The sequence below is a fragment of the Dickeya lacustris genome (assembly GCF_029635795.1).
GTDB classification, from domain to species: domain Bacteria; phylum Pseudomonadota; class Gammaproteobacteria; order Enterobacterales; family Enterobacteriaceae; genus Dickeya; species Dickeya lacustris.
The window spans coordinates 3,973,698-3,999,838 of record NZ_CP114280.1 but is presented as its reverse complement, the minus strand read 5'-3'; the positions used below and the strand labels follow the sequence as shown (position 1 = coordinate 3,999,838).

At 51.4% G+C, this 26,141-nt stretch carries 25 protein-coding genes and 3 tRNA genes; 1 reads left to right on the top strand and 27 read right to left on the bottom strand.

All coding sequences use genetic code 11. The features are described from left to right. Positions 1-25: 25 nt before the first annotated feature. The 23 genes from O1Q98_RS18100 to sdhC all read right to left on the bottom strand — a co-directional run bounded on the left by O1Q98_RS18100 (position 26) and on the right by sdhC (position 20,869). The gene (locus O1Q98_RS18100) at positions 26-742 is read right to left on the bottom strand and encodes a DUF554 domain-containing protein (protein ID WP_125258853.1); all 717 of its coding nucleotides are present in this window, start codon (positions 740-742) and stop codon (positions 26-28) included. 257 nt (positions 743-999) lie between these two features. After that, positions 1,000-1,075 (bottom strand) — tRNA-Lys (locus O1Q98_RS18095). 33 nt (positions 1,076-1,108) lie between these two features. Further along, positions 1,109-1,184: transfer RNA gene (locus O1Q98_RS18090), tRNA-Lys, on the bottom strand. Between the two features lie 34 nt (positions 1,185-1,218). Next, positions 1,219-1,294: transfer RNA gene (locus tag O1Q98_RS18085), tRNA-Lys, on the bottom strand. A 171-nt stretch (positions 1,295-1,465) separates the two neighbouring features. Beyond that, a complete protein-coding gene (gene cpoB / locus O1Q98_RS18080) occupies positions 1,466-2,269 on the bottom strand; it encodes a cell division protein CpoB (protein WP_125258852.1) in 804 nt (267 codons plus the stop codon). Positions 2,270-2,278: 9 nt separating this feature from the next. Continuing rightward, positions 2,279-2,788, bottom strand: coding sequence for a peptidoglycan-associated lipoprotein Pal (gene pal, locus O1Q98_RS18075; protein WP_035340839.1), 510 nt, complete (start codon positions 2,786-2,788; stop codon positions 2,279-2,281). A 38-nt stretch (positions 2,789-2,826) separates the two neighbouring features. Next, positions 2,827-4,113 carry a Tol-Pal system beta propeller repeat protein TolB gene (gene tolB / locus O1Q98_RS18070; RefSeq protein WP_125258851.1) on the bottom strand — a complete coding sequence of 429 codons (1,287 nt, stop codon included), beginning with the start codon at positions 4,111-4,113 and terminating at the stop codon, positions 2,827-2,829. Positions 4,114-4,246: 133 nt separating this feature from the next. Next, positions 4,247-5,488: a cell envelope integrity protein TolA gene (gene tolA / locus O1Q98_RS18065; protein WP_125258850.1), complete on the bottom strand. Its 1,242-nt coding sequence runs from the start codon at positions 5,486-5,488 to the stop codon at positions 4,247-4,249. 61 nt (positions 5,489-5,549) lie between these two features. Beyond that, the gene (tolR, locus tag O1Q98_RS18060) at positions 5,550-5,975 is read right to left on the bottom strand and encodes a colicin uptake protein TolR (RefSeq protein WP_125258849.1); all 426 of its coding nucleotides are present in this window, start codon (positions 5,973-5,975) and stop codon (positions 5,550-5,552) included. 12 nt (positions 5,976-5,987) lie between these two features. Further along, on the bottom strand, positions 5,988-6,674 hold the full coding sequence (tolQ, locus tag O1Q98_RS18055) for a Tol-Pal system protein TolQ (protein ID WP_125258848.1): 687 nt from the start codon (positions 6,672-6,674) through the stop codon (positions 5,988-5,990). Continuing rightward, positions 6,671-7,075 (bottom strand): tol-pal system-associated acyl-CoA thioesterase, encoded by a 405-nt coding sequence (gene ybgC / locus O1Q98_RS18050; RefSeq protein WP_125258847.1) that lies wholly within the window; start codon positions 7,073-7,075, stop codon positions 6,671-6,673. The genes tolQ and ybgC overlap by 4 nt, the downstream gene beginning before the upstream one ends. A gap of 134 nt (positions 7,076-7,209) precedes the next feature. Beyond that, the gene (gene ybgE, locus O1Q98_RS18045; RefSeq protein ID WP_125258846.1) at positions 7,210-7,503 is read right to left on the bottom strand and encodes a cyd operon protein YbgE; all 294 of its coding nucleotides are present in this window, start codon (positions 7,501-7,503) and stop codon (positions 7,210-7,212) included. Next, a complete protein-coding gene (cydX, locus tag O1Q98_RS18040) occupies positions 7,500-7,616 on the bottom strand; it encodes a cytochrome bd-I oxidase subunit CydX (protein ID WP_125258845.1) in 117 nt (38 codons plus the stop codon). The genes ybgE and cydX overlap by 4 nt, the downstream gene beginning before the upstream one ends. Positions 7,617-7,632: 16 nt before the next feature. Further along, entirely contained in the window at positions 7,633-8,772 is a 1,140-nt protein-coding gene (gene cydB, locus O1Q98_RS18035) for a cytochrome d ubiquinol oxidase subunit II (protein WP_125258844.1), read from the bottom strand. 12 nt (positions 8,773-8,784) lie between these two features. Next, positions 8,785-10,350, bottom strand: coding sequence for a cytochrome ubiquinol oxidase subunit I (cydA, locus tag O1Q98_RS18030; RefSeq protein ID WP_125258843.1), 1,566 nt, complete (start codon positions 10,348-10,350; stop codon positions 8,785-8,787). 811 nt (positions 10,351-11,161) lie between these two features. After that, the gene (gene sucD / locus O1Q98_RS18025; protein WP_125258842.1) at positions 11,162-12,034 is read right to left on the bottom strand and encodes a succinate--CoA ligase subunit alpha; all 873 of its coding nucleotides are present in this window, start codon (positions 12,032-12,034) and stop codon (positions 11,162-11,164) included. Next, positions 12,034-13,200 carry an ADP-forming succinate--CoA ligase subunit beta gene (sucC, locus tag O1Q98_RS18020; RefSeq protein WP_125258841.1) on the bottom strand — a complete coding sequence of 389 codons (1,167 nt, stop codon included), beginning with the start codon at positions 13,198-13,200 and terminating at the stop codon, positions 12,034-12,036. The genes sucD and sucC overlap by 1 nt, the downstream gene beginning before the upstream one ends. Positions 13,201-13,360: 160 nt before the next feature. After that, complete coding sequence (odhB, locus tag O1Q98_RS18015; RefSeq protein WP_125258840.1) at positions 13,361-14,575, bottom strand: 2-oxoglutarate dehydrogenase complex dihydrolipoyllysine-residue succinyltransferase; 1,215 nt, start codon at positions 14,573-14,575, stop codon at positions 13,361-13,363. 17 nt (positions 14,576-14,592) lie between these two features. After that, on the bottom strand, positions 14,593-17,400 hold the full coding sequence (gene sucA, locus O1Q98_RS18010; protein WP_125258839.1) for a 2-oxoglutarate dehydrogenase E1 component: 2,808 nt from the start codon (positions 17,398-17,400) through the stop codon (positions 14,593-14,595). Positions 17,401-17,637: 237 nt separating this feature from the next. Beyond that, the gene (locus O1Q98_RS18005) at positions 17,638-18,354 is read right to left on the bottom strand and encodes a succinate dehydrogenase iron-sulfur subunit (RefSeq protein WP_125258838.1); all 717 of its coding nucleotides are present in this window, start codon (positions 18,352-18,354) and stop codon (positions 17,638-17,640) included. A gap of 18 nt (positions 18,355-18,372) precedes the next feature. Next, positions 18,373-20,139: a succinate dehydrogenase flavoprotein subunit gene (gene sdhA, locus O1Q98_RS18000; RefSeq protein ID WP_125258837.1), complete on the bottom strand. Its 1,767-nt coding sequence runs from the start codon at positions 20,137-20,139 to the stop codon at positions 18,373-18,375. Next, entirely contained in the window at positions 20,139-20,486 is a 348-nt protein-coding gene (gene sdhD / locus O1Q98_RS17995) for a succinate dehydrogenase membrane anchor subunit (protein WP_125258836.1), read from the bottom strand. Before sdhD ends, sdhA begins: the two co-directional genes overlap by 1 nt. Continuing rightward, a complete protein-coding gene (sdhC, locus tag O1Q98_RS17990; protein ID WP_125258835.1) occupies positions 20,480-20,869 on the bottom strand; it encodes a succinate dehydrogenase cytochrome b556 subunit in 390 nt (129 codons plus the stop codon). Before sdhC ends, sdhD begins: the two co-directional genes overlap by 7 nt. Positions 20,870-21,631: 762 nt before the next feature. On the opposite strand from sdhC, the gene O1Q98_RS17985 reads away from it, so the two are divergent. Beyond that, positions 21,632-22,918: a citrate synthase gene (locus tag O1Q98_RS17985; protein ID WP_125258834.1), complete on the top strand. Its 1,287-nt coding sequence runs from the start codon at positions 21,632-21,634 to the stop codon at positions 22,916-22,918. Between the two features lie 97 nt (positions 22,919-23,015). Here O1Q98_RS17985 and nei read toward each other — a convergent pair whose 3' ends face one another. From nei to pxpB, 4 genes are read right to left on the bottom strand one after another with little or no spacing between them, the layout of a single operon-like run. Then, positions 23,016-23,804: an endonuclease VIII gene (nei, locus tag O1Q98_RS17980; RefSeq protein ID WP_125258833.1), complete on the bottom strand. Its 789-nt coding sequence runs from the start codon at positions 23,802-23,804 to the stop codon at positions 23,016-23,018. An 8-nt stretch (positions 23,805-23,812) separates the two neighbouring features. Then, on the bottom strand, positions 23,813-24,556 hold the full coding sequence (gene pxpA, locus O1Q98_RS17975) for a 5-oxoprolinase subunit PxpA (RefSeq protein WP_125258832.1): 744 nt from the start codon (positions 24,554-24,556) through the stop codon (positions 23,813-23,815). Next, entirely contained in the window at positions 24,546-25,475 is a 930-nt protein-coding gene (gene pxpC / locus O1Q98_RS17970; protein ID WP_125258831.1) for a 5-oxoprolinase subunit PxpC, read from the bottom strand. The genes pxpA and pxpC overlap by 11 nt, the downstream gene beginning before the upstream one ends. Beyond that, a complete protein-coding gene (pxpB, locus tag O1Q98_RS17965) occupies positions 25,469-26,128 on the bottom strand; it encodes a 5-oxoprolinase subunit PxpB (protein WP_125258830.1) in 660 nt (219 codons plus the stop codon). Before pxpB ends, pxpC begins: the two co-directional genes overlap by 7 nt. Between the last annotated feature and the right edge of the window lie 13 nt (positions 26,129-26,141).

Below are 26,141 nucleotides of genomic sequence, written 5' to 3'. Positions count from 1 at the left end.
GGCCATACGGCCCTGACGGAAACGATCAGGAAAACAAACGGTGCCAATACAACGAGAAAGGGATTATCAGCACTAATGCGGGAAGGAAGTTAACCACAGCGAAGGTTTTTATCTGGGCAATACGTAACCCAACGGCCATCATGACAATGCCGCCACAGGCAGCAAAATCGCCCATCGTGATTTCGTTCATAAAAGGCATAATAAGCCTGGCGGAAAAAAACAGCAGCGCTTGCACCAAAAACTGAGGAACTGCTATCGACATCACGGCAACACCAAGCGTAATAGCAAAGATTAGCGCAGTAAAAATATCAAGGGCTGATTTAATAATCAGCAACTGATAATCGCCCGTCAGTCCCTCTGTCATCGCGCCGACAACACCAGTACCGCTGGCACAAAATAAGACAATCAACGCAGTGAAATTCTGCGTATAAACATCCTGCGGCAGTTTATGGGCCGGAGCGGGAACGAGTCGGCTTAACAGGCGTTCAATCATAATCGCGCCCTTTTGCACCCCGGCCTCCAGGCGTAAAAACTCCCCCAGACCAACACCAAGAATAATCGCCAGCGCAACGGCAGGCAGTTGATGCACTTTGATAACCAGCGTAATCCCCATGGCAATCGACACCATGGCAAACGCTGGCGGCAAGCCATCACGCATACGCTGTGGAATAAAACGCTGTAATACGACGCCCAGCGCGCCTCCAGCTAAAATAGCAACGCCATTAATTACCGGACCAATCATCACGTCTCCCTTAAGGCTAATCCTTCAATAATGCAGCATACGAAGGGGCACAGCCCTCAATCAAACAATACGTTGCTACTATACGCCAAATGTCGCGAGGTGATTAAAGGGCCTACAGTGAAAAGAGATATAGCAACCTTGCTATCAGCAAGAGGATATGCGGCAAAACGCAGGCGAAAAGCTGATGGAGAAATCGTTGATGATGAGAGCATAACAGGCGCTGGTTATCGATAAGAAGAGGTGGTGCGCTTGAGCGGTGGTGGGTCGTGCAGGATTCGAACCTGCGACCAATTGATTAAAAGTCAACTGCTCTACCGACTGAGCTAACGACCCGCTGCATGGTGTGTTACACGAAATACGTTGTTTTGGTGGGTCGTGCAGGATTCGAACCTGCGACCAATTGATTAAAAGTCAACTGCTCTACCGACTGAGCTAACGACCCGCTGCATGGTGTGCTACACGGAAATACGCTGTTTTGGTGGGTCGTGCAGGATTCGAACCTGCGACCAATTGATTAAAAGTCAACTGCTCTACCGACTGAGCTAACGACCCAAAACAAGCATTGCTTTAGCGATGTTGTATTGCCTTGGCAACGGCGGCATATATTACTAATATAATTTTTCTGTGCAACCTATTTTCAGAAAAAAAAATCAACTGCTTATACCTTGAACGCTAAAGCACAAAAACCGCGCATATTGCGCAGTTTTTGTGTCAAGAAAGCCACTATAAACCCGACAACCGCTTCTGGGCTTGTTTGGCCCCATCCGTATTGGGATAGGTTTTTATCACCTGTTCATAGATAGCTTTCGCTTTCTCTGTCTGGCCTTTTTCCTGCATCACGACGCCAACCTTGAACATCGCTTCCGGGGCCTTAGGTGATTTTGGGTAATTTTTAACAACGTTGGCAAAGTAATAAGCAGCGTCGTCTTTTTTACCCTTATTGTAGAACAGTTGACCCAGCCAATAATTGGCATTCGGTTGGTAAGTCGAGTCAGGATACTTCTTGACAAAGTTCTGAAACGCCACTATCGCTTGGTCATACTGCTTTTTTTCCAGCACCAGTGATGCAGCCGCATTGTAATCGGTATTTGCATCTCCCGTCATTGCAGGGGCAGCAGCAGCGTCCGCACTTGGACTATTGGCTGCACCCGGGCCTGATGATGCAGACCCTGCTCCACTCGTTGCGGCCGATGACGCGGATGAGGATGAACCGCCCTGAGAGCTCAGGCTATCAATCTGCTGATAGATCTGCTTCTGGCGTTCAACCACTTGATTCAGTTGATACTGGCTTTCCTGAATTTGGCCGCGCAAACCATCGATATCGCGCTGAGTGTCGGCAAGTTGTTGCTGGAGTTGGGTTAATAGCTGGCTGTGAGCGTTGGAGATACGCTCTAATTGAGTGACTCGATCTTCTGTCGAGCCAGAGCCGACATTACTGATTGGCGCCTGGGCAGTAGCGGCCCAGGGGGCCACTACGCCAACCAGTAACGACAGACTCAACAAGTGATGTCTGAAGTTACTGTTCATGCAATTCTCTTAGTAAACCAGAACGGCACGACGGTTTTTGGACCATGCAGCTTCGTCATGACCCAGAACAGCAGGTTTCTCTTTACCGTAAGAAACGACAGAGATCTGATCGGCAGACACGCCTTTACCCTGCAGGTACATCTGAACAGCATTGGCACGGCGCTCACCCAGTGCAATGTTGTATTCCGGTGTACCGCGTTCATCCGCATGACCTTCAACAGTCACTTTGTAAGACGGGTTGCTACGCAGGAACGCAGCGTGTGCATCCAGCATCTGAGCAAAATCAGGACGAATGTCATATTTGTCCAGATCAAAGTAAACGATGTTGTTGCGTTGCAGTTCCTGCATTTGCAGACGAGCCTGTTCAGCAGAAGACATGTTGCCGCCATTGTTTTCCAGACCGGCACCGCCATTCAGAGAAGACTGGTCATTGTTAGCGTGTTTGTTGGAACTACATGCGGCAACAGCCAGCACCGGCAGAGCCAACATCAGGCCTTTCAGCACTTTATTAAATTGCATTTCTATGTCCTTTAAATAGGTTATTGTACATATTTTCATTACATATACGGCGACCAGGCAGGGAACCTCACCTGACCATCGGTTGCCGGAAGACGCGCTTTAAAACGCCCATCCGTCGAAACCAGTTGCAGCACGGAACCCAGCCCTTGTTTGGAGCTGTAGATTACCATGGTGCCATTTGGCGCGACACTCGGCGTTTCATCTAGGAACGTGTCCGTTAACACTTGAACGCCACCCGTTACCAGATCCTGCTTGGCGACATGTTGCGCGCCGCCGTTGGAGCTGATCATCACCAGGAATTTGCCATCGCTGCTGACTTCAGCATCCTGATTCTGTGCCCCTTCCCAGGTGACACGCTGCGGTGCGCCACCATTAACGCCGACCTTGTAAATCTGTGGCCGACCAGCCTGGTCAGAAGTATAAGCCAGCGTTTGGCTGTCAGGGAACCATGTCGGTTCGGTATTATTACTACGCCCATCAGTTACCTGAGAAATCTGCCCAGAACCCAGGTTCATCACATACAAATTCAGGCTACCGCTTTTGGAAAGCGCAAACGCCAGTTTGCTGCCATCAGGCGAGAAAGCCGGAGCACCGTTGTGACGAGGGAAAGAGGCAACCTGTCGGATATCACTGTTTGCCAATGTTTGGATAACCAGCGCCGAACGACCGCTTTCAAAGGTCACATACGCCAGCTTGCTACCATCAGGAGACCATACCGGTGACATCAGCGGTTCCGGTGAGCGGTGCACCACGAATTGGTTGTAACCGTCGTAATCCGCTACACGCAGTTCATAGGGATACTGGCCACCGTTGGTTTGCACCACATAAGCGATACGGGTGCGGAAAGCGCCTTTGATACCGGTCAGTTTCTCAAACACTTCATCGCTGGCGGTATGAGCCGCATAACGCAACCACTGTTTAGTCACTTTAAATTGATTCTGAGCCAGCACACTACCCGCGCTGCCAGAGGTATCGACCAACTGGTAGGAAACCAGATAGCCGTCAGCGGTAGGCTGAACCTGACCCACAATCACAGCATCAATGCCTAATGCAGTCCAGGCAGACGGCGTGACTTCTGCTGCGCTGCCTGGCTGTTGAGGCATACGGCTTGCGTCAATCGGGTTAAACTTACCGCTATTACGCAGATCGGCTGCAACAATGCTGCCAATCTCTTCAGGTACTGCACCGCCGGCAGACTTGAATGGCACTACGCCAATCGGTCGCGCCGAGTCCACACCTTGGGTAATTTCAATACGAACCTCTGCATGTAACACAGCGGTCCACAGCATCAGAAAACTCAATGCTATTTTTAATGCCTGCTTCATTTCATCTCCCTTATCACGGCTCCAGCGCCTACGATAATCTGGCAGCGTTTTAACAAACCCATATCAACAAGAACCCAAAGTGTACAACAGCCAATCCCTCATCGTTACAGATAATGGAGACAGACCATCGCGCTTACTGTGGTTTAAAGTCTATCGGTGCATTCTTGAAAGCGTCATAGACATCTGTGCTAGGCGGTTTCGGCATGCGCGCCTGCTTGGCTGCCGCAATCGCCGCCTGACATAACGCCGGGTCTCCCCCTTCCGTTTTCACATCGATCAGCAAGCCATCGGGAGCCAATTTGATACGTAATGTGCAGGTACGGCCTTTGTAGGATTCCCAGTCATAAAACTTACTCTGAATAGCTGCGCGCACCTGGCTGCCGTAACTATCAAGAGCAACGCCTGATGCCCCGCTCTTTTTATTATTGCCAACCCCAGCTGGGGCAGCGGCACCATTGGCTCCGCTCGAACCACCTTTAGGCGCATTCTTCGAGGAAGCAAGCCCACCCAGCAGATCATCAACTTCACCCGCCTGTTTCGCAGCGGCAGCAGCGGCTTTCTTTTTATCATCAGCCGCTTTCTTGGCGGCTGCGGCAGCTTCAGCTTTCTTGGCAGCTTCGGCAGCAGCCTTTTCTTTAGCCGCCTCAGCAGCGGCTTTGGCTTCTTCAGCTGCCTGTTTTTTAGCCTCAGCCGCCGCTTTTGCTTTCGCGTCTTCTTCTGCCTTTTTCTTGGCTTCAGCGGCTTTCGCTTTCGCTTCTTCCTCTGCTTGTTTCTTCACCTGTGCAGCGGCGGCAGCTTTCGCCTCTTCTTCCACTTTCTTTTTTGCCGCAGCCGCAGCAACGGCTTGTTTTTTCGCTTCTTCTTCAGCCTGTTTCTTCGCTTCAGCTGCTGCTTTGGCTTGCTGTTCAGCTTCTGCCTTCGCTTTCGCTGCCGCTGCTTCGGCTTGTTTTTGCTGTTCTTTAGCCTTCTGAGCAGCCTCTTCAGCTTGCTTTTTCGCATCAGCTTGTTGCTGGGCCTGCTCTTTCGCTTCTTCCTGAGCCTGCAAGCGCTCCTTTTCCAGCTCTTTTAAGCGCTGCTGTTCAGCCGCTTGTTTAGCCTGTAGCTCTTCGGCCTGCTGTTCAGCCTGTTTTTTCCGCAACTGCTCTGCACGGCGTGCATCACTCTGTTGCTGTTGCTGACGATTATACTGATCGACGACTGCACCAGGATCAACCATAACGGCATCAATCGATGAACCACCGCCGCCACCGCTGGCGTCATCCATCTTCTGATTCATTGAACTCAGTATCAGCAACGCAATCAAAATAACGTGCAAAACGACCGAGAGAGTAACGGCACGCTTTAGCTTATCGTTTCGTTCGTTTGCCTTTAACACAAGGGGTTCCCAAAAACAGTTTTGCCAGAAAAACGACGATGCATCCTCTAAAGGTCGTCAGTTAAATCGGTTGAGTCATTAACCCAACGGATTTGACACCCGCCTGATGCAACAAATTCAGTGCCTTGATTATCTCATCATAAGGAACCTCTTTCGCTCCTCCGATAAGAAACACCGTTTTCGGGTTTGCCGTCAGACGTGACCGCGCTTCAGCCACGACCTGCTCTGCCGGCAGTTGATTCATACGATTATGATCAACGACCAAACTATATTGCCCAACACCAGATACTTCGACAATCACCGGAGGATTATCATTGCTGGCAACGCTTTTAGACTCCGTTGCATCAGGCAAATCCACCTCTACGCTCTGTGTAATGATGGGCGCCGTAGCCATAAAAATCAGCAACAGTACCAGCAGCACGTCCAGCAGGGGGACAATATTAATCTCGGATTTCAGCGACCGACGGCCGCCACGCGCACGAGCCATATCACCTCCCGATTACCGGTTGCCTTCACTGGAAAATGCCTGACGATGCAGGATAGCAATGAACTCTTCCATGAAGTTATCGTAATTCTGCTCAAGCTTGTTCACACGCTGGTTTAAGCGGTTGTAGGCCATGACAGCCGGAATGGCGGCAAACAGACCTATCGCCGTCGCGATCAAGGCTTCCGCGATACCAGGCGCAACCATCTGCAACGTTGCCTGCTTCACTGCACCCAGGGCAATAAACGCATGCATAATCCCCCATACGGTACCGAACAAACCAATATACGGGCTGATAGACCCGACGGTGCCGAGGAAAGGAATATGGGTTTCGAGTGTTTCCAGCTCACGGTTCATGGAAATGCGCATGGCACGTGACGCCCCTTCCACCACCGCTTCCGGTGCATGGCTATTGGCTCGATGTAACCGTGCGAACTCCTTAAAGCCGGCATAAAAAATTTGTTCAGTCCCCGTCAAATTCTCACGACGAGTCTGACTCTCCTGATACAAGCGAGACAGTTCAATACCCGACCAGAATTTGTCTTCAAACGCTTCGGCGTCACGCGTCGCAGCATTCAGAATACGGGTACGCTGAATGATGATTGCCCATGAAGCAATAGAAAAACCGATTAAAATTAACATGATAAGTTTAACCAGAAGGCTTGCCTTCAGGAACAAATCAAGAATGTTCATTTCAGTCACTGCTTAAACTCCGCGACAATAGACTTAGGAAGCGCGATTGGCTTCATTTGAAATGGATCGATGCATGCGACTAACACCTCAGCATGGCTCAATAACGTGCCCTGAGAGTTAATAATGCGCTGTGTGAATGTCAGGGAAGCGCCGCGTATCATAACGATTTCACTTTGCACTTCCAGTAAGTCATCAAGACGCGCCGGGGCAAGATACTCAACCGTCATTTTACGAACAGCAAAGGCGACATGCTCATGCATAAGTTCATGCTGATGAAAGTCATGTGCGCGCAACATTTCGGTTCTGGCCCGTTCATAAAAGGCCACATAGCGTGCGTGATAAACCACACCACCTGCATCTGTATCTTCATAATAGACGCGTACTGGCCAGCGGAACACTGTATTACTCACTCTACATCCCGGTAATGCGATAAACCCCGCTACTATACGCAAGAGGGATAAGGTTTGGAATGGGTTCTATGTACAGGAGGGTAAATAATTATGGGTTGTGTGCAACCCATAACCAAAAGGAACGAAGGATTATTCTACAAGAAGTAGTAATACAATCCTGCGGCCAGGATCACAAAGGCTGGAAAGGGGCTAAAAATACCTCGCCATCTGACATGCAGAGGGCGAAACCCAATACCGTGTATCACGCCACTGCAAACCGCCCAAATCAGCGCCATGCCTTGCCAAATAGATAATGAGCTGGTTCTGGCAGCAAAACGCGCTGGCTCCCAAAACACGCACCCTGCCAGCAGTAGCGCCATGATCAGGGAAAGGGCCCTTAACGGGCCCTTGTCCATGTAGCGATAGAGACTCTCAATGAAAGCAATCATTGCAGTTTATCTTTATTCGCCTTGGTCGCCTCGCTCTGCTCTAACGCCAGAGCTGTAATGACGCCCAGCGAACAAGCAAGAAGCGTTCCCAATATCCAGGCAAAATACCACATAAATCAGGCTCCTTACTTAGTACAACGAATGAGTGTTCTGCTCGATATGCTCTTTAGTGATGCGACCGAACATCTTGTAGTAACACCAAATGGTGTAGGTCAGCACGATGGGCACAAAAATGATCGCAACCACCGTCATCACACGAAGCGTCAACAGACTGGAAGTGGCATCCCATATCGTCAGACTGACGTTCGGCACCGTTACCGAAGGCATAATGAATGGGAACATGGCAATGCCAGCCGTCAGGATAACGCAGGCGATACTCAGAGAAGAGAACAGAAACGCCATTGCGCCTCTCTCTGCACGCGCCATTATCACCGTGACTAACGGCAGCAGCACACCCAGCGACGGAATCGCCCACAGCACAGGATAATGATTAAAGTTAACCATCCATGCCCCTGCCTGACGCACAACTTCTTTGTGCAACGGGTTAGATTCACCTGCCGTGTTGATAACGGATGTGATTGCGTAACCATCAATACCGTATACCACCCACACCCCAGCCAATGCGAAGGTGACAGTCAGCGCCAGTGAAGACAGCTGGGCTGCTTTTTTGGCGCGAAAATGCAGTTCGCCAGCGGTTCGCATCATCAGATAGGTTGCACCCTGAGCAAGAATCATACTCAGGCTGACAATCCCTGCCAACAAGCCAAACGGGTTAAGCAGTTGGAAGAAATTACCGGTGTAATAGAGGCGCAAATACTCATCCACATGGAACGGCACCCCTTGCAACAGATTACCAAATGCAACACCAATGACGACTGGCGGGACAAAACTACCGATAAAAATGCCCCAGTCCCACATGTTGCGCCAGCGTGAATCTTCGATTTTCGAACGGTAGTCAAAACCAACCGGACGGAAATACAACGATGCCAGCACCAGAATCATCGCAATGTAAAAACCGGAGAACGCAGCGGCATACACCATCGGCCAGGCAGCAAACAGAGCGCCACCCGCCGTAATCAGCCATACCTGGTTGCCGTCCCAATGTGGTGCAATGCTGTTAATCATCACTCGACGTTCAACATCATTACGCCCCATCAGGCGTACAAGCATCCCGACGCCCATGTCAAAACCATCGGTGACGGCGAAACCGATCAGCAACACACCAATCAGCAGCCACCAGACAAAACGCAATACTTCATAATCAAACATAGTGGACTCCTGTTACCGTGCTTCCTGAGCCGCGATCGGCTGTTCGAAGTGATAAGCACCTGTTTTCAGGCTGCTTGGGCCAAGACGCGCATACTTGAACATCAGGTAGAGTTCAGCGACCAGGAACAGCGTGTAAAGACCGCAGATCAGCGCCATAGAGAACAGGATATCCCCCGCCGTCAGCGAAGAATTCGCCACCGCTGTCGGTAGCACCTCGCCGATAGCCCAAGGCTGACGACCATACTCAGCAACAAACCAGCCAGCTTCAACGGCAATCCACGGCAATGGAATACCATACAGCGCCACGCGGTGTAACCAGCGTTTTTGACCAATCTTGTTACGCAACACAGTCCAGAAAGACAGGCCGATAATCAAAAGCATCAGCACGCCGCACGCCACCATGATACGGAAAGAGAAGTACAATGGCGCTACACGCGGAATAGAGTCTTTTACCGCTTGTTTGATCTGTGTTTCGCTGGCATCCGCTACGTTTGGCGTGTAGCGCTTGAGCAGCAAACCATAGCCCAGATCCTGTTTGTTTTTGTTGAACGCATCGCGCACAGCAGGATCGGTATTACCAGAACGCAATTGCTGCAACAGGTGATAGGCTTGCATACCATTACGGATGCGCACTTCATGTTGCACCATCAGCTCTTTGAGGCCGGTTACTGTTTTCTCGGTAGAACGCGTTGCTATCAGGCCCAACATGTACGGGATCTGAATAGCGTACTTATTCTCCATCGTTTCCTGATTAGGAACGCCAAACAGGGTAAATGCCGCAGGCGCTGGCTGAGTTTCCCACTCGGCTTCAATTGCAGCGAGCTTGGTTTTCTGCACATCGCCCATCTCATAACCGGATTCATCACCCAGTACGATGACAGAGAGCACCGCCGCCATACCAAAGCTGGCTGCGATAGCGAAAGAGCGTTTAGCGAAAGCAATGTCACGCCCTTTTAGCAGGTAATATGAGCTGATGCCCAGAATGAACATCGCGCCAGTGCAGTAGCCAGAAGCGACGGTGTGGACAAATTTCACCTGTGCAACGGGGTTCAGCACCAGATCGGCGAAACTCACCATCTCCATGCGCATGGTTTCGAAATTGAAATCCGAAGCAACCGGGTTTTGCATCCAACCATTTGCGACCAGAATCCACAAAGCTGACAGGTTAGAACCTAACGCCACCAACCATGTCACGGCCATATGCTGAACTTTGCCCAGACGATCCCAGCCAAAGAAGAATAACCCGACGAAAGTAGACTCCAGGAAGAACGCCATCAGGCCTTCGATGGCCAGTGGAGCACCGAAGATATCACCGACATAGTGAGAGTAATATGACCAGTTAGTACCGAACTGAAACTCCATCGTCAGACCGGTAGACACACCAAGAGCAAAGTTGATGGCAAACAACTTGCCCCAAAACTTGGTCATATCTTTATAGATTTGTTTACCGGACAGGACATATACGGTTTCCATGATCGCCAACAAAAACGCCATCCCCAGCGTTAATGGTACGAACAGGAAGTGATACATCGCGGTCAAGGCAAACTGTAAACGTGACAGTTCGACTACATCAAACATCTTAACTCCTTGCTCCTCGCAGGAGGGTCTTTAGCTCGCTATACAAATAAGCCACTAAATACCCGGCAGTTAGTAACCTAAAGAAAACACAACAATTGCTTTAGCACAGGCCTTAATATGCGCTACCACGTCGCTATGCGCATTTGGAAAGTGAGCCAAAAATTACAGAATGACAAATAACATACCCAAATATGGGTATCGGTATATTACGCCTCTGAATCCCTACAATAAATAGGTTTTTACGTGATATGGATTGAGTTTTTTGCTTCCACGTCAACCCTTACACTACAGCAAACCGAAGACGTAATTGACCTACAGCCAATTTAATCTTATTTCTTAAATGATATCCAGCCCACTTTTTTGATCCAAGACAATAATTCACCGAGATGTTAAAAAAAATGAAGTTTGTTTTTACACGACCAGTCATTGTTAATTTAATGTAATAACCGGGTTTGTGAGAGGTGTCGTTAATGGTGTATTTTTAAGTTTAATTAAAAATAATAGAAATTGATCTATAAATACTAATTTTTTTAATCAAATGGCATATTGTTATTTTGTTGTTATTTTATTTGTCATTTTTGTTTTCATGAAAACTAATTTTTTGCGACGGCAATCAATAAAATTTGCAATAAATTAAAACGACATCTCATGATATCGCGGCAGCCTCAAGAAACATCGCATGTTGAGACAACACGCACTGGTGCTGTAATAAAAAAGGCCACTACTAAGAGTGGCCAACCATGTCGAACGTAGAAAACGTTGCTTACTGCATTTTTATCTTAGCTATCCTGCCGGGCAGGAAGGGCTTGACCTAGCGGCTCAGGACAGCTTTGACCGCATCGCCAATGTCAGCCAGGCTACGTACTGTTTTCACGCCAGCGGCTTCTAATGCAGCAAATTTATCGTCTGCCGTCCCCTTACCACCGGCAATGATTGCGCCAGCATGGCCCATACGTTTGCCTTTAGGGGCGGTTACACCTGCGATATAACCAACCACTGGCTTGGTAACATGCTCTTTAATGTAGGCCGCAGCTTCTTCTTCAGCGGTACCACCGATTTCACCGATCATCACAATCGCTTCTGTCTGTGGGTCTTGCTCGAATAACTTGAGGATATCAATGAAATTAGAGCCAGGAATCGGATCACCGCCAATCCCGACGCAGGTGGACTGCCCCAGGCCGGTATCCGTGGTTTGTTTCACCGCTTCATAGGTCAGTGTCCCTGAGCGAGAAACAATCCCTACTTTGCCCGGTAAATGGATGTGGCCAGGCATGATACCAATCTTGCACTCACCAGGGGTGATAACCCCCGGGCAGTTAGGGCCAATCATGCGCACGCCACTTTGTTCAAGCTTCATTTTCACCGTCAGCATATCAAGTGTAGGGATGCCTTCAGTAATACAGATGATGAGCTCGATACCGGCATCAATCGCTTCCAGAATGGAGTCTTTACAAAATGGTGCGGGTACATAGATAACCGATGCGGTTGCGCCTGTTGCTTCTACTGCTTCACGTACAGTATTGAATACTGGCAGACCAAGATGCTCGCTTCCGCCTTTACCCGGCGTTACCCCACCCACCATCTGCGTTCCGTAAGCCAGCGCTTGCTCAGAATGAAATGTACCTTGACTGCCGGTAAATCCCTGGCAAATAACTTTAGTATTTTTATCGATCAGAATAGACATTATTTACCCTCCACGGCTGCAACCACTTGTTGAGCCGCATCCGTCAGGCTGGTCGCAGCAATGATGTTCAAACCACTATCCGCCAGTTTCTGCGCACCCAGTTCCGCATTATTTCCTTCCAGACGAACGACTACCGGAACATTCACGCCAACCTCGGCAACGGCACCGATAATACCGTCGGCAATCAGGTCACAGCGCACGATGCCACCGAAAATATTCACCAGAACGGCTTTCACCTTGTCATCAGACAAAATGATTTTAAACGCTTCAGTCACACGCTCTTTGGTCGCACCACCGCCCACATCAAGGAAGTTAGCCGGAGAGCCGCCATGAAGTTTAACGATATCCATCGTCCCCATCGCCAGACCAGCACCGTTGACCATGCAACCGATGTTACCGTCTAATGCGACATAGTTCAGTTCCCACTGCGCGGCATGAGCTTCACGGGCATCTTCCTGGGACGGATCACGCATTTCACGCAGTTCCGGCTGGCGGAATAACGCATTGCCGTCAGCACCCAGTTTGCCGTCCAGACAAATTAAATCGCCCTGCTTGGTAATAACCAGCGGGTTAATTTCTACCAGCGCCAGATCGCGCTCCAGGAACAGCGTTGCCAATCCCATGAAAATTTTGGTGAACTGAGCAACCTGCTTGCCTTCCAGACCCAGCTTAAACGCCAGCTCACGTCCTTGATACGGCTGTGGCCCGGTGAGCGGATCAAGCGCGACTTTATGAATCAGATGCGGCGTTTCCTCAGCCACTTTCTCAATCTCGACGCCACCCTCTGTCGAAGCCATAAAGACGACGCGACGGCTGCCACGGTCTACGACCGCACCGAGATAGAGCTCTTTATCGATATCAGTCGCACCTTCCACCAGGATTTGGTGGACAGGCTGGCCATTAGCATCTGTCTGATACGTCACCAGACGTTTACCCAACCAGTTTTCAGCAAAGGTGCGAATCTCTTCTTTACTGTTAACCAGTTTCACGCCACCCGCTTTACCGCGACCGCCTGCGTGTACCTGACATTTGACTACCCAAGGACCGGCACCAATTTTTGATGCAGCTTCTTCCGCTTCACGCGGTGTTGTGCAGGCATAACCAGTTGGGGCAGGTAAACCATACCGAGCAAAGAGTTGTTTTGCCTGATACTCATGTAAATTCATGATGTTCTATCCATTTAGGTTTGCAGATAAGTCTCGCGACTTTCTATCGTGGATAATGCCGCTACATTCATTTCATCATTCATTCGCGCAGCGGCCTGCATAGCACTTGTTGTCGAGGCGGTCAGACGCAGGCCAACCGCCTTTCTTTCACCGTAGTGTGTCAGACGTCCAGCAGCAAACGTGCCGGATCTTCGAGCATCTCTTTCACGGTGACAAGGAAACCGACCGACTCACGGCCATCAATCAGGCGATGATCGTAGGACAACGCCAGATACATCATCGGCAGGATAACAACCTGACCATCAACGGCCATTGGACGATCTTTAATGGCATGCATACCCAAAATCGCGCTCTGTGGCGGGTTGATAATCGGCGTAGACATCAGCGAACCGAACACGCCACCATTGGTGATGGTAAAGTTGCCGCCAGTCAGTTCCTCAACGGTTAATTTACCGTCGCGGCCTTTCACTGCCAGTTCTTTAATTTTCTTCTCTATCTCTGCCATGCCCAGCAGATCAACATCTTTCAGCACCGGAGTTACCAGCCCGCGTGGGGTCGATACCGCGATACTGACATCGAAGTAATTGTGGTACACCACGTCTTCGCCATCGATAGATGCATTCACTTCTGGATAGCGTTTCAGTGCCTCGACAACAGCCTTGATATAGAACGACATGAAACCCAAACGAACGCCATGGCGTTTCTCGAAGGCTTCGCCATACTGCTTGCGCAGTTCCATAATCGGCTGCATGTTGACTTCATTAAATGTCGTCAACATCGCGGTGCTGTTTTTCGCTTCCAGCAAACGCTCGGCAACACGCTTACGCAGGCGAGTCATTGGCACACGTTTTTCACTGCGCCCCGCCAGTACCGGTGCTGAAGCAACCACATCAGGCGCTGCCGCTGGCGCTTTTTTCTGGCTGGCCAAATGCTTCTCGACATCCTCGCGCGTAATACGGCCACCGACTCCGCTGCCTTTAATAGCCGCAGCATCCAGATCGTGTTCAGCAATCAGGCGACGAATTGCCGGGCTGAGGGCCTCATTATTCTCATCTTCCAGTCCTGCGGTATGACGCTGTGCTGGGGTTGACTCTTTGCTTTGTGCTTTCTCACTGGTTTCTTTGCCGGAGTTATCTCCCGGGCGAAGACGCCCAAGCACTTGACGTGAAGTCACCGTCGCGCCTTCGGCCTCCAGTACCACCTCCAGCACACCCGCTTCAATGGCTGGCACTTCTAACACCACTTTGTCTGTTTCAATTTCAACCAGCACTTCGTCACGCTGGACGCTATCGCCCGGTTTCTTGTGCCAGGTCGCCACAGTGGCATCAGCGACTGACTCAGGCAGATCAGGAACAAGAATGTCTACGCTACTCATTATCTATCCTTATTTATTTAATTAACGTTCAGCGCGTCATTAACCAGAGCTTGCTGTTGTTTCTGGTGTACGGACATATAGCCGACGGCGGGTGAAGCAGAGGCCGGACGACCGGCATACCGCAACGAGGCACCAAATGGAATGACCTCACGGAAATGGTGCTGGCTACAGTACCATGCCCCCTGATTCAACGGCTCTTCCTGGCACCAGACAAAATCATGCACATGGGCAAAAGGCTCCAGTGCAGCCTGTACCGCTTGATGCGGGAACGGGTATAACTGCTCAATACGTACAATCGCCACATCGTTCTGCTCGTTTTTACGACGTTGCTCCAGTAAATCATAGTAGACCTTGCCAGAGCACAGCACGACGCGCTTCACTGCTTTTGGATCAAGTGCATCAATTTCACCGATGGCCGGCTGGAACTGACCATTCGCCAATTCATCCAGTGACGAAATAGCCAGAGGATGGCGCAGCAGCGATTTGGGGGACATGACAATCAGCGGACGGCGCATACCACGCAGCGCCTGACGACGTAGCATGTGATACACCTGCGCCGGCGTAGACGGCACACAGACCTGCATATTTTGCTCTGCACACAATTGCAGATAGCGCTCAAGACGCGCCGAGGAGTGCTCCGGCCCCTGACCTTCGTAACCGTGCGGCAGTAACATCACCAGACCGCACATACGTCCCCATTTCTGCTCACCGGAACTAATGAACTGATCGATAACAACCTGTGCGCCGTTGGCAAAATCGCCGAACTGTGCTTCCCAGATAGTCAACGTGCGCGGTTCTGCCGTGGCATAACCATATTCGAATGCCAGAACCGCTTCTTCCGACAGCACCGAGTCCCAGACATTAAACACGCCTTGCGCATTGTGAACATGCATCAGCGGTGTATAAGTAGAACCGCCTTTCTGGTTGTGTACCACGGCATGCCGATGGAAAAACGTACCACGACCGGCATCTTCACCCGATAAACGCACCGGGATGCCCTCGTCAACCAGCGTCGCATAGGCCAATGTCTCGGCACCGCCCCAGTCAAACGCTTTCTCACCTGCGGCCATTTCCGCCCGATCATTGTAAATCTTGGCCACGCGCGGCTGCATCTCCAGCGCCGTTGGCACTTCACTGATGCGGCGAGCCAATTCCTGTAAGCGTTTGGTTTCCACCGTATGTGGGTAAGGCTCATCCCACTCATGGTTGAGATAAGACATCCAGGCGAAAGAGTGCATATCCATTGGTCGCCATTCGTCTACCACACATTCACCAGCGTCCAGCGCATCGCGATAGAGGTTCACCAACTCCGTTGCATCTTCAAGCGTAGCAAGCTTCTGCTGCTCAAGACGATCGGCGTAGATTTTACGCGGCGTCGGGTGCTTTTTAATTTTCTGGTACATCACCGGTTGAGTCGCACTCGGCTCATCGGCTTCGTTATGACCATGGCGGCGATAACACACCAGATCGATAAAGACATCACGCTTGAACGTATTGCGGAAATCCAGAGCCAAGCGGGTAACAAACGCGACAGCTTCGGGATCGTCGGCATTAACGTGGAAAATGGGGGCCTGCACCATCTTGCCAATATCGGTACAGTATTCCGTTGAACGGGCATCACGAGGGTTGGACGTGGTAAAACCTACCTGATTGTTAATCACAATACGGATAGTCCCGCCAACTTCATAGCCACGAGCCTGAGACATGTTCAGCGTCTCTTGCACAACGCCCTGCCCAGCAATCGCAGCGTCACCGTGAATCGTAATCGGCAACACCAGCGAACTGCTTGGTTTATCGAGACGGTCAATACGCGCACGAACCGACCCCATCACCACCGGGCTGACAATTTCCAGGTGCGACGGGTTAAACGCCAGCGCCAGATGTACTTTGCCGCCTTCGGTTTCCATATCCGATGAGAAACCCTGATGATATTTCACGTCACCTGTGCCGAGGTGATCTTTATGCTTACCAGAGAATTCATCGAACAGATCCTGGGGTTTTTTCCCCATGACATTGACCAGCACATTGAGACGACCACGGTGGGCCATCCCCATAACAACTTCGCGTGTGCCGTTTTTCCCTGCATGCCGGATCATCTCCTTAAGCATCGGGATTAATGCGTCGCCGCCTTCCAGCGAAAAGCGTTTCGCGCCGGGGAATTTGGCTCCCAGATAACGCTCCAGCCCTTCTGCCGCCGTTAACTCTTTCAGAAAGCGTTTTCTTTCTTCATTGCTAAAACTGGGCTGCCCAACAACTGACTCAATACGCTGCTGAATCCAGCGCTTTTCATCGGTGTTGGTAATGTGCATGTATTCCGCACCAATCGAGCCGCAATAGGTTTGCTTGAGGGCCGCATAAAGCTCGCCCAGTTGCATAGTGTCTTTACCTATCGCGAATGACCCGACATTAAAGCTCTCTTTGAGGTCGTCATCCGTCAAATTGTGATAAGCCAAATCCAGATCGGCAACGCGTTCCTGTTTCCATAAACCGAGTGGGTCAAGATTGGCATGCTGATGCCCACGGAAGCGGAATGCGTTGATCAATTGCAGGACTTTAACCTGCTTTGCATCGCTGTCAGGATCGGTAATCGAAGACGTATAACGCGCCGCATCTTTCGCCAGGCGACGGAAATAATCCCGTGTTTTAGAGTGCAGTTGATCGGGTTTAACCCCAGTGGTAGGAAGTTGTTGAAAGATCGAACGCCAGCTCTGATCAATAGAATCTGGATCCGTTAAAAAATCTTCATAGAGCTGCTCTATGTAGGACTGGTTTGCGCCCGCCAGATAGGAGGAATCCAGCCAGGCCTTCATTGCGCCGTTCTGCATTGTGATCCCTTAAGCTAATAAGCCTTCAGTTTTCGCCGTGGTTAACATGTTTTATCTTGCCGTTATCAAACGGAAAGCCGTAAAAACGGTTCATTTACAGTGCCTTCTGACGCACGAGGCAGATATTCCTATCCAGAAGGAACCTTTAAAAAACGGTTCGGCGCCTGAGCCGGTTTTTAAAGATTTCCTATCAGCTCCCCTGTTGCGACAGGGGAGCTGCGATAGTGTCCTGAGTAATCAGGCGCTACGTTGTAGCAACATCGATTTTATATGCCCTATCGCCCGCGTCGGGTTTAGCCCTTTAGGACACACGCTGACGCAATTCATAATGCTGTGGCAACGGAAGACACTAAAAGCATCATTCAAATCATCCAGACGCGACTGGGTTTCCGTGTCACGACTATCAATCAGGAAACGGTATGCCGCCAGCAATCCCGCAGGCCCGATAAACTTATCCGGGTTCCACCAGAATGACGGGCATGAGGTGGAGCAACAGGCACACATGATGCACTCGTATAATCCATCCAATTTTTCGCGCTGTTCCGGTGCCTGCAAATGTTCACGTGCGGGTGGATTTTTCCCATTATTCAACAGGTAAGGTTTAATTTTCTCATATTGAGCATAGAACTGGCCCATGTCCACCACCAAATCGCGTACAACCGGTAATCCAGGTAATGGTCGGATCACAATTTTGTTATTACCGTTACGCAATGTGGAAACCGGTGTGATACACGCCAGGCCATTCTTGCCATTCATGTTCAGGCCGTCGGAGCCACACACCCCTTCACGGCACGAACGTCGAAAGGCCAGCGTCGGGTCCTGCTCTTTCAGGAGAATCAACGCATCGAGCAGCATCATGTCTCGGCCATCTTCCGCGTCCAGCGTATAGTCCTGCATGCGCGGCGCGTTATCGACATCCGGGTTATAACGATAAATGGAAAATTCAACTTTCATCGCTTTCTCTCCGCACAATTAATAGGTACGCACTTTCGGCGGGAACGCCGGGCGCAGTTTTGGCTGCATGTTCACCTCACGGCGGGTCATGCTTTCAGTTTGCGGTTGATACAGCGAATGGCATAACCAATTTTCGTCATCACGATCAGGATAGTCGAATCGGCTATGAGCACCACGGCTTTCGGTACGGAAGTTCGCCGATACCGCAGTGGCGTAGGCCGTTTCCATCAGGTTATCCAGTTCCAGACATTCAATACGCTGGGTATTGAAATCACTTGATGTGTCATCCAGCCGAGCATTTTTCAGGCGCTCACGGATCACTTTCAACTCTTCCAGCCCTTTCGCCATGGCGTCGCCTTCACGGAATACCGAGAAGTTATTCTGCATGCAAGATTGCAACGCTTTGCGGATTTCTACCGGATCTTCGCCGGAGCGTGTGGTATTCCAACGGTTAAGTCTGTCCAGTGAAGCCTCGATATCCGAATCGCTGGCATCACGGCTTGCGCCCTGTTCAGCCAAAGACTCTTGCAAATGCATGCCAGCAGAACGGCCAAACACCACCAGATCAAGCAGGGAGTTGCCACCCAAACGGTTCGCACCGTGTACCGATACGCAGGCGATTTCACCCACAGCAAACAGCCCCGGGATCACAACATCTTCGCCCTTCTCGTTTACCGTCAATGCCTGACCGGTCACTTTGGTTGGGATTCCCCCCATCATGTAATGGCAGGTTGGAATGACCGGAATTGGTTCTTTGACCGGATCGACATGGGCAAACGTGCGTGATAATTCAAGAATCCCCGGCAAGCGAGACTCCAGCACCTCTTTACCTAAGTGATCCAGTTTCAGCTTGGCATGCGGCCCCCACGGGCCTTCACAACCTCGTCCTTCACGAATTTCAATCATGATAGAACGGGCAACCACATCACGGCCGGCCAGGTCTTTAGCGTTTGGCGCATAGCGCTCCATGAAACGCTCACCGTGTTTATTCAGCAGATAACCGCCTTCGCCACGGCATCCCTCTGTCACCAGCACCCCGGCACCGGCGATACCGGTCGGGTGGAACTGCCACATTTCCATATCTTGTACCGGCACACCGGCACGCAGCGCCATGCCGACGCCATCGCCGGTATTGATGTGCGCATTGGTCGTAGACTGATAAATACGGCCAGCGCCACCGGTGGCCAGCACCGTGGCACGGGCTTTGAAATAAACAACCTCGCCGGTTTCAATACAGATAGCGGTGCATCCCACTACCGCGCCATCCTGATTTTTCACCAGATCAAGCGCATACCATTCGGAAAAGATGGTGGTGTGATTTTTCAGGTTCTGTTGATACAGCGTATGCAACAAGGCGTGACCGGTACGGTCTGCCGCTGCCGCCGTACGCGCCGCCTGCTCGCCGCCGAAATTTTTGGACTGGCCACCAAACGGACGCTGGTAAATACGGCCATCATCTAAACGAGAGAACGGCAATCCCATGTGTTCCAGCTCCAGAATAGCTTCCGGGCCGGTTTTACACATGTACTCAATCGCATCCTGATCGCCGATATAGTCTGACCCTTTAACGGTGTCATACATATGCCATTCCCAGTTATCTTCATGGGAATTCCCTAATGCGACCGTGATCCCACCCTGCGCTGAAACGGTATGAGAGCGGGTCGGAAAGACTTTTGATAACAGCGCGCACGACAATCCCATTTGGGAAATCTGCAATGCGGCACGCATTCCCGCGCCGCCTGCGCCAACAACAACAGCATCAAATTCTCTGATTGGCAAATTCATCATGCACCCCATACCACAACAGTTCCATAAATGACGTACACCAATAGCGCCACCACAATCGCCAACTGTAACGTCAGGCGAATAGCCAGCGGTTTGATGTAGTCAGTCAACACCTGCCACATGCCAATCCAGGCATGGATCAAAATCGCAAACAGCGTCAGCAGGGTGAATACTTTGGTGAGATGCATGGCGAAGAAACCATGCCAAACTTCATAGGTAATCTTACCGGCGCTGGCTACAAAGCCAACGATATAAAGCACATACAGCACGATGACGATGGCGGAAGCGCGAATTAACAACCAATCGTGTACGCCATTACGCCCCAATGCGGAGGCATTGCTTACCATACGAGGACTCCAGCCAAAAATGAAAGCACGACAGTAATAACGAAAGAGGCTTTTGCTGACCGCGATCCGGCCTCGAAGTTTTCTTCGATATAGCCAAAATCCATCAGCAAATGACGCAGGCCGCCCACAATATGGTAAGCCAGCGCCGTCATGATGCCCCAGACAATGAATTTCACGATGAAGCTGCTCATAATGGCCGACGCTTGCGCAAACCCTTCAGCAGAAGAGAGGGAGAGGCCAAGCAGCCATAACAAAATACCCACAGCCACAAACGTAATAACGCCGGAGACACGGTGAAGAATAGATGCTATCGCAGTAACAGGAAATCGGATCGTTTGCAGATCCAGATTGACAGGTCTTTGTTTTTTCACGGGTTTGCCCACACAGCTTTTATTATTTTCTTCCTCCGGACCTGTTGTGGGGTCAGACAGTGTGGACGATGAGATGGTGTTTGTCTCTGTTCATGCGCAACTGAGTCACTATCCTTAATTATTCAGCTACACAAACCGATCACACTGGGTGCTCCTACTGCAGGGTATTCCGGAGACCTGGCGGCAGTATAGGCACTTCACATTCCCATTACAATTACCCTACAAACGGTTTGGACACATTTGCCTTGAACAGTGATTGAGATCACGAATTTCACAATTTATATAAAATTAATTATCTGATTTGACAAATCTTAAACATTTAAATTACAACTAGGGCCCAAGAATACGTTGACCCTGTTAAAGCTTGTCAGTAGCTCTTTCCCATTCACCAAAGTTATGTAACAGTGGGGAAATAAAGTCCCCGGAAAAGTTATAACTACTAGCTACAATTAGAGCAGGACAGGGTCAAATACCCTAGCTGGGAGAACAACACGTTCGAGAACAACGGTTTCGAAAGCGACTGTTTCAAAAACAACAGTTCCAAAAACAACTGTTTAAAAAGCAATTGTTTCGAAAACAACAGGTTCGAGAGCAGCAAAATGTGTTCATCCTGACAGTGGCCGCCTGACGATAACGGTCAACTCTGTACCCAGTCTTGTTCCTGACGACAGAGCGACGTCTGGTCTGTTTACTTTGTCCAGCGTGCGGGCATGACGGTATTTCTGCAGTGACGAATTTTTAAAATTAAAGATTAAAGCGCTAAGGAGACTGTAAATGGCTGATAAGAAAGCAACGCTTACAATAGACGGCAAAGAAGCGATTGAGCTGAATGTTTTGTCTGGTACGCTTGGCAACGATGAAATTGATATTCGTAGCCTGGGTTCTAAAGGTTACTTCACGTTTGACCCCGGTTTTACCTCCACCGCCTCCTGTGAATCTAAGATTACCTACATTGATGGCGATCAGGGTGTGTTGCTGCACCGTGGGTATCCGATTGCACAACTGGCTGAAAAATCTAACTATCTTGAAGTTTGCTATATCCTGCTGTTTGGCGAAGCGCCCACTCAGGAACAGTATGATACCTTCAAGACGACCGTCACTCGCCATACCATGATCCACGAACAGATTACCCGTCTGTTCCACGGTTTCCGTCGCGACTCGCACCCGATGGCGGTATTGTGCGGCGTCACCGGCGCACTGGCTGCGTTCTATCACGATTCGCTGGATATCGGTAATGAACGCCACCGTGAAATCGCCGCTTATCGTCTGCTGTCAAAAATGCCGACCGTGGCGGCGATGTGTTACAAATACTCCATCGGCCAGCCGTTTGTGTACCCGCGTAATGACTTGTCTTATGCCGGTAACTTCCTGCATATGATGTTCGCCACCCCTTGCGAACAGTATGTGGTTAACCCGGTGCTGGAACGCGCAATGGATCGCATCCTGATTCTGCATGCTGACCACGAGCAGAACGCATCAACGTCTACTGTGCGTACCGCTGGTTCATCAGGCGCTAACCCGTTCGCGTGTATCGCCGCCGGGATTGCCTCGCTGTGGGGGCCTGCTCACGGTGGTGCTAACGAAGCCTGTTTGCGCATGCTGGAAGAAATCAGCTCTGTAGAGCACATTCCGGCGTTCATCAAACGCGCTAAAGACAAGAACGACTCGTTCCGTTTGATGGGCTTTGGTCATCGTGTTTACAAGAACTACGACCCGCGCGCGACCGTCATGCGCCAGACCTGCCATGAAGTATTGAAAGAGCTCGGCACCAAAGATGATCTGCTGGAAGTCGCTATGGAGCTTGAGAATATCGCGCTCAACGACCCGTACTTCATTGAGCGTAAACTCTACCCGAACGTGGATTTCTACTCAGGCATCATCCTGAAAGCGATGGGAATTCCTTCATCCATGTTCACCGTTATCTTTGCTATGGCGCGCACCGTCGGCTGGATTGCCCACTGGAGCGAAATGCATGGCGAAGGGCTGAAAATCGCACGTCCGCGCCAGTTGTATACCGGCCATAACGAGCGTGATTTCGACTCCTCGGTCGAAAAACATTAATCACGTTTTATCCGTTAAAAATACCCTGCAACAGGCCGGAGCTATCCGGCCTTTCTTATTTGCTGTTTCGTCATTATTCGATTATCGCGCCGCACTGCTACGGCTGGCAGTGAGGGCAGGCGTAAAATGGCCGGGAGGCGACCTGGCTTTTCACGATTAATTCACCACACCGCTCACAGGGCTCGCCATCACGGTGGAAAACGTGGAAACGAAAATGCGCGCCATGATAACGATCGTCATCGTTGGCACGGCCACGGGTTGTGTAAGAGAGGCGGGGAATATCCAACAGCGTCTGGCTGAATGTTGTCAGTTCATTGTCAGTTAAATCCACCGCACGGCGTGTCGGGCTCAGTGCGCATGCCCATAAAATCTCCACCCGCAGATAGTTACCCAGCCCCGCCAGAAACCCCTGATCCAATAACAATGCCCCGAATCGCCTGCGACAAAAACGCGCTGACAGCAATCGCTCGCATACCTCGTCGGCATGCAACGCCTCATCCAGGACATCAGGCCCCAGACGTTGTAAAAAGGGATGAGACTCCAGTTGGGAAACGTGTAACAGGTTGATATCCGAAGCACTGTAAAGCGATACGGCATTATCTTCCGTCTCTAGCCTGACGCGTAATTCCCGACGCGTATCAACATCAGCTTTACCGATACGCCAGACGCCATACAGCTGATTATGGCTGTACATAACCAGTCCGTTCGAAAACCACGTCAACAACGCCTTACCCCGGCTGCTAATGCGTTCAACCTGCGTACCGACCAGCATGGCTTCATAATCTTTGAGGGCAGGAAAGGCGAACCACACTGCCGTCAGCGTCTTTCCTGCCACCGCAGCGGCAAGGCTATCGGCAGCACGCCGGATTTCGGGGCCTTCTGGCATGCGTCCTCCTACTCCTGACGGGCGCTGACGTGGATACCGTACTGGGTAAAGCACTGGCGCAAGCGTCTGGCAAATGTCAGCGCATGTTGATTATCGCCATGCAGACATACCGTTTGCGCCACCACCGCGACCCAGTTGCCATTGCTGGCGCGTACCCGCTGGCGCTGTACCATTTCAAGCGTTTGCGCCAGCGCCAGCTCGTCACTGCTGATCACCGCAGAGGGTTGATCGCGCGGCACCAGCGAGCCATCGGCCTGATAGCTGCGATCGGCAAACACCTCTTCACGGGTCGCTAATCCGGCGCGTTTACCGGCACGAATCAGCTCACCGCCTGAAAGCCCGACCAGATATAACGCCGGGTCTACCGCCGCGACAGCCTGGGCTATCGCATCCGCCAACGCCGCATCGCGCGCCGCCTGGTTATATAACATGCCATGAGGTTTAACATGGAATAGCCGCCCGCCTTCGGCGTTGGCGATGGCCGCCAGCGCACCTATCTGATACACCACCTGGGCATAAACCGTTTCGGCCGGCAGATTCATGGCGGTGCGACCAAAATTTTCGCGATCGGGAAAGCTGGGGTGCGCCCCAATAGCCACGCCATATTGCAGCGCCCAGCGCACCGACTGGCGCATGGTTTGCGCATCACCGGCATGAAAACCACAGGCGATGTTGGCCGAGCTCACACACTGGAGTAATGCTTCATCGTGCAACCCGCCTTCACCCAGATCGGCGTTTAAATCAATAACCATGCAGCCTCCAGGCCAGTTGTTCCAGATAGTGCTGCTGCGCCTGCGCAGCCTTGAGCGCCTCATCCAGCGAGCAACGCAGGAAATGCACCGGCTCGCCCAAACGCATTTGCGCCAGATGATAAAGATCCGCCTCAATCACACAGCCAATTCGAGGATAGCCGCCAGTGGTCTGGGCGTCAGCCATCAAAACAATCGGCTTGCCGTTATGCGGCACCTGAATCACGCCCGGCAGCAGGCCATGGGATAACAGCTCTCGCGGTGTTTCGCGCACCAGCGTAGGCCCTAACAGACGGTATCCCATCCGGTTGCTTTGTGGACTAAGGTGCCAGCCCGTGCGCCAGAAATCATCGCGTGATGCCTGGCTAAATTCCTGATATTCAGGCCCCGGCAGCACCCTTATCCGGTTGGTAAACAGCAGCTGTTTCACCCCAACCGATCGCACGGGTAAACGTTGTGGCTCACCGAGTGGCAAGACATCGCCATCCACCAATGGCCGTCCAGCCATACCGCCAATCCCCGCTTTGACATCGGTACTGTAAGACCCCAGTACCTGCGGTACGTCAATACCGCCAGACACAGCAAGATAGCTGCGCATCCCGTTACGCGGCGAACGTAAGCGTAATGTCTGCCCGGCCTGTACCGGAAAACACCAGCCTGTCCACAGCGGTTTACCCTCGAGGGTGGCATGGCAATCTGCACCGGTTAACGCAATCCAGCAAGGCGTGGTGAATGTTGCGACTAATTGCCCCAATGTCACTTCCAGCACCGCCGCATGCGCCGGGTTTGCTACTAATAGATTAGCCAGTTTCAATGCCGGGATATCCAGCGCACCGCACTGGCTGATTCCCAGAGATCTGAGTCCGTGGCGTCCGGTATCCTGCACCGTCGTCTGTAATCCGGCCCGGAGAATGTTCAGCATACGCCCTCCGGTTGTGGCACAAAGCGAACCCGGTCGCCGGGTTTAAGTAACACAGGCGGTGTCTGCGTGGGGTGAAACAGCGCCTGCGCAGTGCGGCCAATCAGTTGCCAGCCGCCGGGCGTCGCCAGCGGGTAAATACCGGTTTGACTGCCGCCGATGCCGACCGACCCTACGGGCACCCGCAGACGCGGCTCTGCGCGCCGGGGAACACACAGTGTCTCATCCAGTCCACCAAGGTAGGGAAATCCGGGTTGAAAACCCAAAAAATAGACGATGTAACGCCCGGCGGCATGGCGCTCGACCACTTGTTGTGGCGTCAGGCCGCAGTGCTCCGCCACGATGAGTAAATCCGGCCCTTGCTCACCGCCGTACACCACCGGAATATCGATGTCACGAGAGGGCAACGGGCAGGCTGACTCGCTCTCTTCCCACCAACGCTGTAAGCGCTCTATGGCGTCCAGCGCATTTTCGCGGGGATGTTTTAGTACCACCGTCAGGTTGTTCATACCGGGAATCACTTCACTGACATCTTGATGTCCGGTCAGCCGCTCAACCAGCCCCCATATCCGCTGCTGGCTTTCCAGACGCAATGGCGGCTCAAGCTCCAGAACAACTGCTTTTTCCCCTAACAGATAACAGCGTGCGCGTTGCATCCTACCTCCTGAG

Bases quoted from the DNA above. Each gene is read 5' to 3' on its own strand.
- ybgE (WP_125258846.1), bottom strand. From the start codon at position 7,503: ATGATTGCTTTCATTGAGAGTCTCTATCGCTACATGGACAAGGGCCCG.
- tolB (WP_125258851.1), bottom strand. From the start codon at position 4,113: ATGAAGCAGGCATTAAAAATAGCATTGAGTTTTCTGATGCTGTGGACC.
- sdhA (WP_125258837.1), bottom strand. From the start codon at position 20,139: ATGAATTTGCCAATCAGAGAATTTGATGCTGTTGTTGTTGGCGCAGGC.
- pxpC (WP_125258831.1), bottom strand. From the start codon at position 25,475: ATGCTGAACATTCTCCGGGCCGGATTACAGACGACGGTGCAGGATACC.
- sucD (WP_125258842.1), bottom strand. From the start codon at position 12,034: ATGTCTATTCTGATCGATAAAAATACTAAAGTTATTTGCCAGGGATTT.
- sdhD (WP_125258836.1), bottom strand. From the start codon at position 20,486: ATGGTAAGCAATGCCTCCGCATTGGGGCGTAATGGCGTACACGATTGG.
- pxpA (WP_125258832.1), bottom strand. From the start codon at position 24,556: ATGGTTATTGATTTAAACGCCGATCTGGGTGAAGGCGGGTTGCACGAT.
- cydX (WP_125258845.1), bottom strand. From the start codon at position 7,616: ATGTGGTATTTTGCCTGGATATTGGGAACGCTTCTTGCTTGTTCGCTG.
- O1Q98_RS17985 (WP_125258834.1), top strand. From the start codon at position 21,632: ATGGCTGATAAGAAAGCAACGCTTACAATAGACGGCAAAGAAGCGATT.
- cydA (WP_125258843.1), bottom strand. From the start codon at position 10,350: ATGTTTGATGTAGTCGAACTGTCACGTTTACAGTTTGCCTTGACCGCG.
- O1Q98_RS18100 (WP_125258853.1), bottom strand. From the start codon at position 742: ATGATTGGTCCGGTAATTAATGGCGTTGCTATTTTAGCTGGAGGCGCG.
- cpoB (WP_125258852.1), bottom strand. From the start codon at position 2,269: ATGAACAGTAACTTCAGACATCACTTGTTGAGTCTGTCGTTACTGGTT.
- sucA (WP_125258839.1), bottom strand. From the start codon at position 17,400: ATGCAGAACGGCGCAATGAAGGCCTGGCTGGATTCCTCCTATCTGGCG.
- tolR (WP_125258849.1), bottom strand. From the start codon at position 5,975: ATGGCTCGTGCGCGTGGCGGCCGTCGGTCGCTGAAATCCGAGATTAAT.
- odhB (WP_125258840.1), bottom strand. From the start codon at position 14,575: ATGAGTAGCGTAGACATTCTTGTTCCTGATCTGCCTGAGTCAGTCGCT.
- sucC (WP_125258841.1), bottom strand. From the start codon at position 13,200: ATGAATTTACATGAGTATCAGGCAAAACAACTCTTTGCTCGGTATGGT.
- pal (WP_035340839.1), bottom strand. From the start codon at position 2,788: ATGCAATTTAATAAAGTGCTGAAAGGCCTGATGTTGGCTCTGCCGGTG.
- nei (WP_125258833.1), bottom strand. From the start codon at position 23,804: ATGCCAGAAGGCCCCGAAATCCGGCGTGCTGCCGATAGCCTTGCCGCT.
- O1Q98_RS18005 (WP_125258838.1), bottom strand. From the start codon at position 18,354: ATGAAAGTTGAATTTTCCATTTATCGTTATAACCCGGATGTCGATAAC.
- pxpB (WP_125258830.1), bottom strand. From the start codon at position 26,128: ATGCAACGCGCACGCTGTTATCTGTTAGGGGAAAAAGCAGTTGTTCTG.
- cydB (WP_125258844.1), bottom strand. From the start codon at position 8,772: ATGTTTGATTATGAAGTATTGCGTTTTGTCTGGTGGCTGCTGATTGGT.